General features: G+C 39.9%; 8 protein-coding genes. 2 read left to right on the top strand and 6 right to left on the bottom strand.

Translation table 11 applies throughout. The features are described from left to right. Window positions 1-197: 197 nt before the first annotated feature. From ACED42_RS16040 to ACED42_RS16020, 5 genes are all read right to left on the bottom strand, one after another. Entirely contained in the window at window positions 198-1,511 is a 1,314-nt protein-coding gene (locus tag ACED42_RS16040; RefSeq protein WP_017098055.1) for a HipA domain-containing protein, read from the bottom strand. Further along, window positions 1,495-1,797: a helix-turn-helix transcriptional regulator gene (locus ACED42_RS16035; RefSeq protein WP_017098054.1), complete on the bottom strand. Its 303-nt coding sequence runs from the start codon at window positions 1,795-1,797 to the stop codon at window positions 1,495-1,497. The genes ACED42_RS16040 and ACED42_RS16035 overlap by 17 nt, the downstream gene beginning before the upstream one ends. 1,201 nt (window positions 1,798-2,998) lie before the next feature. Next, complete coding sequence (locus tag ACED42_RS16030) at window positions 2,999-3,469, bottom strand: helix-turn-helix transcriptional regulator (RefSeq protein ID WP_371703321.1); 471 nt, start codon at window positions 3,467-3,469, stop codon at window positions 2,999-3,001. Then, window positions 3,466-4,827 (bottom strand): type II toxin-antitoxin system HipA family toxin, encoded by a 1,362-nt coding sequence (locus tag ACED42_RS16025; RefSeq protein ID WP_371703319.1) that lies wholly within the window; start codon window positions 4,825-4,827, stop codon window positions 3,466-3,468. The genes ACED42_RS16030 and ACED42_RS16025 overlap by 4 nt, the downstream gene beginning before the upstream one ends. A gap of 461 nt (window positions 4,828-5,288) precedes the next feature. After that, window positions 5,289-6,227: a competence protein CoiA family protein gene (locus ACED42_RS16020; protein WP_371703317.1), complete on the bottom strand. Its 939-nt coding sequence runs from the start codon at window positions 6,225-6,227 to the stop codon at window positions 5,289-5,291. A 141-nt stretch (window positions 6,228-6,368) separates the two neighbouring features. Here ACED42_RS16020 and ACED42_RS16015 point away from each other — a divergent pair, with 141 nt between their 5' ends. Beyond that, window positions 6,369-8,705, top strand: a complete 2,337-nt coding sequence (locus tag ACED42_RS16015; protein WP_371703315.1) for a DEAD/DEAH box helicase family protein — start codon at window positions 6,369-6,371, stop codon at window positions 8,703-8,705. Between the two features lie 711 nt (window positions 8,706-9,416). On the opposite strand, the gene ACED42_RS16010 is transcribed toward ACED42_RS16015, so the two are convergent. Further along, window positions 9,417-10,301, bottom strand: coding sequence for a metallophosphoesterase (locus ACED42_RS16010; protein WP_371703313.1), 885 nt, complete (start codon window positions 10,299-10,301; stop codon window positions 9,417-9,419). Between the two features lie 163 nt (window positions 10,302-10,464). On the opposite strand from ACED42_RS16010, the gene ACED42_RS16005 reads away from it, so the two are divergent. After that, a complete protein-coding gene (locus tag ACED42_RS16005; RefSeq protein ID WP_371703310.1) occupies window positions 10,465-10,659 on the top strand; it encodes a hypothetical protein in 195 nt (64 codons plus the stop codon). The last annotated feature ends 59 nt before the right edge of the window (window positions 10,660-10,718 follow it).

The following is a 10,718-nucleotide window of genomic DNA, read 5'->3' as shown; positions in this document are numbered from 1 at the left end:
ACCTTGGAACTTCAAACACTGACAAGTCGCCCCGTGGGTTCGTGGGGCGGATACGTAACACCTAAATTTATCTAATTTCTATCGGTTCAACTTCTTCATCAGTAACTGAACTGGCTGCGTTAATTATCAAGTAGGTAACACAAAGAGCTTTTGCTCTTTGTGCTTTCTATATTCTGATTAGATAGCTTATCTATAAGTTAAAGCTCAATTTCAGTGATGAGTGGTGATTGTTTAAGGAAGTGCTTACATCTAGCCACAACGATTTCACGGTATCGGTTTAAATAAGGTAATTGTGAATCAGAAGTAGGAGTGACGAGAGATATAGCATCATCAATGTTGTTTATAATGTCATTTGCGATCTTTACTAGGCTCTGTTGAAGCAATTTTGGTGAAATACCACAATCGTCAGCAAACTCTACAAGTTGGTAGGCATTAATAGAATCTGAGTCAAATTCATCCCCAATTGCCATCGCAAGATCCTGCTCAAATTCAGGGTACATCCTTACATTGACTAGATCGTAAAGTGGCGTTGGTGTTAAGCCCGATTTTTGGACAAAGAAACTGAAGTTTTTGCCATGTGCATCTGCGTTATAAATGCAGAGATTGAACATTGCCCACTTTAGGATCGCTAGTTTTGCCGCTAATGGGTTTTCACATTGCTCTGTTACCGAAAAAAGTCGGGTGAAGCTGACACCATCACGAATATGACTGACATCTCTTTGTTTACCTAAGTTTCGTTCATACTTTCTATCGACACCTAGGTTACAAGCTTGACAGGCATCGATCATATGCCTTCGTTTCACACTTGTTGAGCTAAATAGCTTTCGATCAAATCTCTCTACAATTAAGGCTGGAAATTGGTCAAAATACCGCAACTCAACATCAGCAACATCTAGTTCAACTAGCTTCGCTAACTTCATCGTCACAAATTCATTTATGACAAGGTGTTGTTGGTCATTTTTTTCGAACTTCACAATATGAGTTGAGCATAGTTCACCCTCTCCAAACCCTAAGTTTCCATCGATAGATAAAACGTTTAGCTTAGATTGAACCCCCGCTACTGATAGTCTTGGTTTTCCTTCCCATATTTCTAAATACCAAAGCTCAGGGTCAGATAGTTTCTTAATTAATTCACTATCGTTGATTGGGTTGAAAGAGGTTTCAGTTTGAACTGGAGAAACACCTTCAGATAAGAACATCATTGCACCTGATGTATCTGTTCCAATACCACCAACTTGTGCAAATACGTTTGAACGTGATACGCCAAGAAAGTCGATCAAATAATCTAACCCTTTATTTTCAGGGAGCAAATTCTGTAAGAACCTCCTGATATTGACTGATGGTATATCAGAGTTAAATGGAAGGTGTGGCGATATGGGAAACCCATTATCAATCCAATCTTGCTTGTAGATTACAGATAGAGCATCACTTTCTTTACTCAGTGATAGTTTGCCTATGACTTGCTGGCTATAGACTATATCGAGGATGTATTGATTAGACCCAGACGTCATTACCTTTCTCCTGTGATGAGACTGAAGCATCTAAGTCTTGCCATGGTTGTATCGATATCTTTATTCCTAGAGCAGACACAACTTTCATTAAAGAGGTTAGTTTAATATCGGAGCTGCCTTGTTCAATTTTTATGTAGGTTTGTTTTGAAACACCAGAAAGCAATGCTGCATCTTGCTGAGTGATTTTACTTTGAGTTCTTTTTGCTTTGATCGCCTCACCAAGTAGTGATGGTGTGAACACCTGGTTTAGATCTGGTGACTCAGTTGCTTTTACTTTCTTAACCATAGAACCTCCATATAGCATGATGCAATAAAGTATGTCTTAGTAGACTTTTAAGTTATTTATACGTAGATTTTAAATAAAAGTCTATTAAAGTTCACTTTTATGGTGAATACATTGAGTTATCACATAAAAGTCTACAGTAGTGAGCTTTTATGATTACAAACTTGGCGATCTTATTAAAAGTCTAATGTGATTTACTTTATGTAATGAAAGAACAATAGAAAACTCAAAGCCATGGGGCTTTGAGATACCTAAAGTATGGCTAACTCTCTATCGGAACCTTAAGGTGGTCGTTCAAGTATTGTGTGTAATATAAAGGCATTACACATTGTCTTGCTCTCACTTCTTGTTTCAACCTTTACTGTCAGGTCTAAGGCTTGAATGATTTTAAACATGGTAGAGAGCGTGGCTTTATCTGGTCTAGTTTCAAAGTTAGAAATGGTAGCTTGCTTTATGCGACTCTCTTTGCCACTTCGAACTGAGTCCATTTATTTTTTTGCGTATTAGCAATAAAGTATTGGCTAATTGTTGTGGGCTATAAATCACAAGTTGTCACTTCATATTATGAGGCTTGACCCCCATTAGAGGATATTGGCCGTGCTATCCCAACAAAGGGATATATATAACTTTATACCTTTCAGGGGATAATCAAAGCCTTTAGCTTAAAGAGGTATTGCAAGAAGGTGGATACCAGCCTTTATTAGACTTGTCGCTAAGTTTTTCTGCGATTGGCGATTATCCATGCGGGTAAGGTGAGGTGATGGTTACACGTAAGTAGATCAAATATGCCACATAAAAGTTAATTAGAAATACTGACTTTGAAGCGCATGAGATGGTTCGAAACTAAAGTCATGGGAATCAAAAGCACTTTACACCGTGCGTCACCCTGTGAGTGAAAGGTAGCGCGTTTAGTACCGACAGCATAATTGATGATTATAAAATACAAAAAGGGCCAACTCTTTCGAGTTGGCCCTTTCCAAACGTTTGGTGGAGCTGGCGGGAGTTGAATGATTGTCTCATTTGTATAAAATTCAACGATTTAAAACAGGTGTTTGAATTTAGTGTTACATTGAATGTTACATGAAAATCCTACTTCAAAAGGAACTGAACCCGCGTCCGATATAACTTTTTGCTATTGCGGGCTGGTGCTATCATAGCAAAATAATCTTAAAATTATCTGCAACCGCTAGTTACCAATAGGTGATCAGTTATTGCCGAGCAATGAGTTTAGCATACTCGATGATGACGGTATTAGACCAACTTTTAGACCAAAAGGTTTGAAGACTTTATTCAATATGTCTGTTTTGTAGTTACCACGATCATTCTCTATATCAGAGAGGGTTTTTCGGGACACATCTACGAGCTTTGCGTAAACATCTTGCTTTAAACCTAGCACATTGATCCGAAGCTCTTTTAGTGCCTGACCTTGGGTTAGTTCGCCAAACAATAGTTGTTTCACTATTTGATTTACTATCCTGCTGCGATCGGCTGCTTTTGGAGGTAGAGTCTTTTTTGATGCCCTTTGAGAAGTGCGACCTCCGAGGTTAACAGTATCAGCCTTTACGTTGTCGTCACTGTTTGTATTGTGAGGGCTAAAGATCTGTTTGCGATTATGTCGGAGACGATTAACGACATCATTTATAGACTCTTTGGATGACTTGTTATTATTGCTCATAATAGCCCCCATTTTTTCAATTTTTCAGGGATATGATTTAATCCAATAGCTGGCATTTTAATGATCTGCTCTGGAACCCCACGATCGATCAGTCTTTCTTTAAGATCAAGACACTTTTCTGCGGTATCTTTAAGCTGGCTCAGTAAGAGCTCACTCGGCACAAGGTCAGACAGTGATTCTGCAATACCGATAAAATTGTAAGTGCCTCCAACTTCTAGTGGGGCTTTCCATTTTGTAGTTCTTGGAATACCTTCTGGATCGGCTTTCATTGGAGCAAAATCGTAGATTGGGGCTAACTTAATATAACCATCACCTTTTAAGAATGAGGTGTTTCTACCGTGGTTATCGCTATTGCCAAATAGGATGTTGAGTAAGTCTCTCTTTACCCACTCTACAACAAAGCTTTGAACATCAAATTTATACCCTTGATTTTGCACCATATGACTATGGGTGATTTTTTCAATTAACGTTCTAATCGTCGCTTCATGTTCTAGAGTAACGCCTGCACCTTTATGCAAAATGGAGTAAACAGATTCCATTCCGAATTTTTCAATCTGTTGCTTTTCGTTAAAACGAATATCAAATCTAGGCAACCATAAAGAAGGATAGTTTAATCCTTCTTCTAATCGCATATTTTGGATTGGTATGGTATCAAAACCCATAGCGGTGAGTTCGTGATAATAATGGAACTCAGCTCGAAGAATATTGCAGTCAACAATGCTTCTTGAGCCTCTAGGATACTTGACTAAATAGTGTAGATCTTGGTTGGTGTTATCATCTTGATAAGGATCTATCCATATCTTACTTTGTTCTGTGATTTCTTTAGAGCAACGCAAGATTAGTTTTGGAGCTTCACCTCCTGCGCCTGTCGCACCGCCAGCCGCAGCACCTCTTTGTTGAGCATAATCTAAAAAGTCACTTGCGCGGTTTTTTACATCGTCTAGAGAAAAGTAGAGGGTATCTGACTCTTCATAGCGTTCTGGTAGAGAGTCTTTTACTCGCAAGTTGCCGATAGGCGACATTGTGCCAAACTTTAGTAAAACATAGTCTTGTTCATCAATTGAAAGATCTTCAATGTCTAGGTGTTTGACCCAATAACGTCTGCTTGCCCCACTTGGCATTATGTCATCAAGAAAAGTTAGCCATCCAGGCCGCCCCATGTCGTCAAAGAAAAAAGATACAGGCAGGTTCATTGATACGGCGTGTAGGTCATCTTTTTCATGATGTTCTAATGCGTAGTCTCCGAGATAATTGAGTTCAGTCACTCGGAAGTTGTTCTGTTCACTTTTAGGAAATGAAATGATAGCAATATCTAGCCATTCACCTTTGATAAAAGCTTGTATGTTTAACTCTTCCATTGAGGGCTCCATTCTTTTAATGAGTAGTATAATACTTATAATTCTTGGTTTCATCAATTAATGTATAAGATATTACTCATTATCGGGCAGGGAAGCTTGTGTAGGCTTCCAGTTTAGAGATCAGCTCGTTGTTTAAATTAGCATGGTAGTGCGGGGTATACAGTGTCTCGTCTTGCTGATTGAGAGTTAGTTATTTCCATATGTGTTGTGAGTGAAAATAGCCACTGTCCACGCTTTAAATAAATTTCATCGTTAATTGATTGGAAGACGTATTTGCCAATAATGATAATTGTACTACTCATTATTTTGATTTTTCTTCATTTATGAAACTTTAACTACTCATTAGTTATTTAAAGAATTCGAGCCTGAGAAACAAAAGCTGGGAGTATCAGGTTCTGTTCATTTTTTAGGTTTGCCCATAAAAAATGAACAGGGGAAGTAAATGAACACTTGATGCGTTTTTATCTCGAAGATATTTCGCTAGCGTATAGGTGGCTATGGCATTTAGGGCAGGTAGGTTGCCCTGGCAATGAAGTTTGCCATTGGCAGTTACACATGATGCATTCGAATGTAGCTGTTCTTTTGGGTATTGGTGACGGAGGAGCTGTCGGTTTGTTTCTTGGCGCAAGCCAAGGGTCGTTGTGCTGATAGGAAACATGACTTCCATGGCTAGAATGACTAGTTGCTGAGTGACGATTGATTTGATAGCTAGCGATAGTCGAGTTCAAACGTTTATATGCTGCTTTCTGCATTGAAGCCTTTCGTGGATGAAATACCCAGCTCTTAGATGGCAGGTCATTTTGTAGAAAGAGCTTTAGCCTATCTAGTTGCCTAGTTCCAGCTCTATCTTCTTTGAATAAGTGGTGTGTATCATCGAGTTTAATTTCTAGCACACCACTTTGTTGGTTATCAGAGACATGAAGCTCCGCAGGGAGTGGGCGATTTGGGTGGGTAAAGTATACGACAAAAGAGAAATCTTGAACCTTACCAACAATGTCGACAACGCAATTTGAAAACGGTGCTTCCTTATGTACGTCTTCTAGTTCGATAGTTGTTTGTTTTGCTACCAGAAATTCTTCTTTGAAGTGAGTTGCTTTCGCCTGGCGAGCTACTGTGCACTTGTACTCTGGGAGATCGATCCTAATACCTGTTTCGATAACTTGCCTTGCCATCATTCTAACTGAGACAAAGAAGGAAAAGTCACACTCCTTATCGGTTTTATCTACTTTGCGAGTTGCATGGGCAAAGTGCCACTGCTTCTCTTCTCCCTGTCGGGCTATGAGTGGAGTGTGACAAGATGGACAAATACAGTCACATTTCTTTCCGCGAACTACATCAGAGACATCCACAAAGGAATGGTCTTCGTTTCTCAAGCCGAAAGGAACGTGTTGAAGTGTCATATTGCGTTATGCTGTTAATTGTTGGGACGTTGGTATCATAATAAGCTAGAAAGCTTGGTCAATATGTTAGGCAGTTAGCAATAATGCTTATGGCTTAATATGTACTGATTTGTGTTGTCGGACTTGCCGCTGGGACTAAATATGAATGAGCTTGAAAGGATTGAACAGCAGATTTTAGAGTTAAGGGCAAAGTTAAGTCACTTAGAACAGCGTCGTCAATCTTTGCTAGCTCAAAGCACTAGCTTGGTGGCGAGTGCTCCAAAGGAGTATTCGCCAACTCAAAAGATCGCTTTATTTAAGAGCTACTTTAAAGGGAATGAAAATTGTTACGCGCATCGTTGGCAGAATAATAAAGGGAGAAGTGGTTATGCAGTTGCTTGCCATAATGAATGGCAGCAAGGGCTCTGCAACAAACCTAAAATTAAATGCTTGGAGTGTCCCAATCAGGCGTTCAAATCACTAGATGAAGAAGCGATCTACAATCATCTAGTAGGACAAGAAGTTATTGGCTTATACCCAATGCAACCAAACAACACATGTTGGTTGTTAGCAGTTGATTTCGACAAAAGCGATTGGCAATTAGCGTCAAGAGCTTATGTCGATGCATGCCAACAAAATGGAATATATTGTCTACTAGAGCGCTCAAGGTCTGGGAATGGTGCACACGTGTGGATTTTCTTCGAGCAAGCCATAAAAGCCAAGCTAGCTCGTCAGATGGGATTTTTCCTCTTAGATGAAGCGATGAAAACTCATGGAGCTCTATCTTTTGAGTCTTACGATAGGCTTTTTCCTAACCAAGATGTTCTGCCTGTAGGGGGAATCGGTAATCTAATAGCTTTGCCACTGCAAAAGCAACCACGTTCATGTGGAAACTCTACATTTGTTGATCAGTCCTTTGTTGCTTTTGTCGATCAATGGGCTGCTCTGGTTTCAACAAAGCGTGTCCCATCTGTAAAAGTTGAAGCGCTTTTGAACAGTTATGAACACCAAGAGCAAACATCGGCTTATAACAGTCAGCAAGCCCCCTGGGAGCGCTCGCTACCAACTGGGAGTGCCATAGAGGATTGCCCTAAAGTGTTGCAAGTGGTCATCGCCAATAGACTCTATATCCCGTTGTCTAGTCTTCCTAACCCTTTAATCGCCCAGTTTAAAAAAGTCGCATCTTTCTCAAATCCAAAGTTCTTTAAAGCCCAAGGATTGCGCTTATCTACAAATAGCATTGCTCGGTTCATTTGTTTAGCGGAGATAGACAGCGGCTATTTGAGTTTGCCAAGAGGGTGTTTGGATGATTTGAAGGATATCTGTTCTTCTCATGGTATTTCGTTACAGGTAGAAGACAAAAGGATTGCAGGGCGGTTATTAGGAACTATTAAATTTGTCGGTTCCCTGCGTTCGGCGCAACGTAAAGCTGTCGATAAACTTCTTAAGTATGATAATGGCGTGCTTCATGCGCCTACAGCATTCGGCAAAACGATTACTGCCATTGGCCTCATATGTCAAAGAAAAGTTAATACGTTAGTGCTAGTTCACAACAAACAGCTCGTAGACCAATGGCAAGAGAGACTGAAGGTTTTTGCTCAGGGAGTTGAGGTTGGAGTGTGGACTGGAAGCAAGAAAAAGCCAACAGGGCAGATCGATATTGCGACGTATCAAAGTTTGTTCAACAGGAGTAATAATAGTGTCAATGGGCTGGTTCAGGACTATGGTCAAGTCATAGTCGATGAATGCCATCATCTGTCAGCACCTCAATTTGAACGAGTTTTATCTGAGTCGCATGCCAAATTTATTGTTGGGATAAGTGCCACCTTAGAGAGGCGAGATGGACATCAACCGATTATCTTCATGCAAGCGGGTAGGGTCAGGCATAGCATCAAGTCTGACCAAGGCTCTCGACTTGTTCAGCGATTGGAAAAGAAAGCTTTACTATTTGAAGTGCCGCTAAGTTTGATTTCTGATGAACCCAAACCTCATATTTCCGAAGTATATCGCTGGTTGATGCTGCACTCTGAACGTAACAAGGTCATTATTGAGGACATTAAACTTGAAGTTGGTAAAGGAAGAGTCCCCATTGTATTAACAGAGCGAAGAGAGCACGCCAATATCATTTCTAAGTTGCTTGATGATACGGGGCTTAAACACCAAATGCTTGTCGGTGCAATGAAGAAGAAGCAGCAAGCGGACGTCATGGAGAAACTAGCAACCACCGAAGTACTTGTTGCTACTGGGCGGTTTATCGGGGAAGGTTTCGACTTACCTAGGCTAGATACTTTGATATTAGCACTACCAGTCTCCTGGAAAGGTTCACTTATTCAGTATGTTGGTCGAATCCAGCGTGAATTTGAAGGGAAAGATGAAGTTAAAGTTATCGACTACGTCGATTCGAGAATCCCCATGCTGTCTAGGATGTTTAAAAAAAGAGAGAAAGGTTATCGAGCGTTGGGTCTCGTGGAGGCTCCAGAAGAAGGGGAACTTATATAGTAAACCAAACCTACTCGGTTTGAATAGTTCGAGCTGTTTAGTTCCATTGACTAATGTAATATTCATTAGGTGAGAAAAAATGGCTTTTAAAAACATGGGTATATTAGTGATTCATTTGATTTCATCAAAATTCATCGCGATTTGATGAAAAGAATATCTAGTGCAAAACGCTCGATTTTTCACTGAGCATCCTCGTCGAAATCAGGAATGTCTTTAGGTAGATAATTAGGTAACTTCGCAGGATTAATAACATCAGACTTCAAACTTTCTTTATCAATCGAGTAGCTACCATCTGAACGAGATTCGTGACAAGTTTAAAAGTAGAGCGACTGCGAAAAGCGTATTAATAGGTAATTTGTATATGAATCGCCCCCTAATTGGGGGCGTTTTCGTTTGCAAAACTGGTTTAGACTTACTAAACATTAAAATTAGACCTCTAATTTTAATGTTGTTCCCAAAAAGTAGGGTATCCTACCATGGGGGTGCTTTTATCAAATTATCCTGTCTCGCAACAAGTGGTTGCGAAAATTCCTTGATGGTTCGCAACCGAAAACTAAACCTCTAGTTTTTATGTTGAGAGTATTCCTTCATGGGAGAATTTCTATCAATGTGATCTCGGTCTTGTTACAGGGGAAAGCCATACTGAGTTTCATCAATTACCCATAGATGTCCTTTAATGGATACTGAACTACAAACTCTCACTCGACGCAACTAATTAGATCTTTTAAGTAGTTTATGTAATTTTCTGGAGTTGAGTAAGTTGTTGTCAAAATCATTCTCGTGAGAATATCCGACCTGGCTTGATATCTGCCTTACACCTTCCACAATACGATCAAAATTGTCGTGAGTGTGTCCACTCACCATCGCATTCACACCGTGGGTAGATAACTCTCGGATTAGCTCATTGTCGTCAGAGCAGAAATAACATGTCAATAGGTCAACTGGAAAACCTGAGTGTTTCAATTCAAAAGATTGTGGAAAGTGAGAAACCACGATTTTGTTCTTCTTTAGCGAGGCTGACATAGATGCAACACAAGCGCTTTTAAACTCAGTATTTAACTCCCTCATCTTTGATGGCGTCAGAGTTCGATTATTCACTGTAATATACTTGAAATCATTGAGTTTCATTTGTAGGGAAAGCGTGTTGACGTCATTAAGCCCGCTAAGATTTGTCCAACCAATTCCTCCGAACACTTCAAGATCATACCTGTCAATAACGACGGATGTGTTTTCGAGGAAGTGAAGGTTGTCACTAAATTGATTCCACAGAGCTAAACAGCTCAAATAGTCATGATAATCAAAGTCCTGATGATAAAATTCATGGTTACCAGCTATAACAATAAATTCAATATGAGGACTTGATTTAGCAGCTTGCGATGCGAGCTCTGCTAATCCTACCCCATGTGTAATATCACCAGCAATTATTACTATATCAGCATCAGGGTTAACCATCTGTTTGATCGTAGTTCCGCAAAACTCTTCATGCAGATCTGATATAATCTGAAACAACGTATCCACTGGCAATCTCGTAAAAAAACTTTTATAACAGAATAATAGTTGCTCCAAACGATGTCCACCAAGCCATGTATGATTCATTGATACGTCAGATTAATTGGCGACTTAACTCTTACAGAGCACCGCTACAGCTGTGCTTTGAAAAAATCGACAGGTTCGTGAGCGAAGCTCATAGGTAAGTTCTTACCAATTCTTAGTCAATTTAAGAATTCTTAAATCGGGGTTGGAATTTTAAGAACTTCTAATGACTTCATATCTAATTAACCAATGGCTATGTATTGCACAGGCCCGCAATTACACCACTAAAACCAAAGCTGGTTTTCATGTCGAGTTCAACTATTACGTTTCCGAAAATGTAGCGATCCCCCTTACCACTCGTGGGCAGTCTGATTATCACTATCGATGCTTTGTACCAAAACCAGAGCTGGTTTCATGGTGAGTTTGACCATGCACTTACAAAAATGTAGCAATACCACTTACCATTCATGGTCAATCTGA

Source organism: Vibrio sp. FF145 (assembly GCF_041439075.1).
Taxonomy (GTDB): domain Bacteria; phylum Pseudomonadota; class Gammaproteobacteria; order Enterobacterales; family Vibrionaceae; genus Vibrio; species Vibrio tasmaniensis_A.
This window is presented reverse-complemented; position numbering and strand designations above follow the sequence as displayed.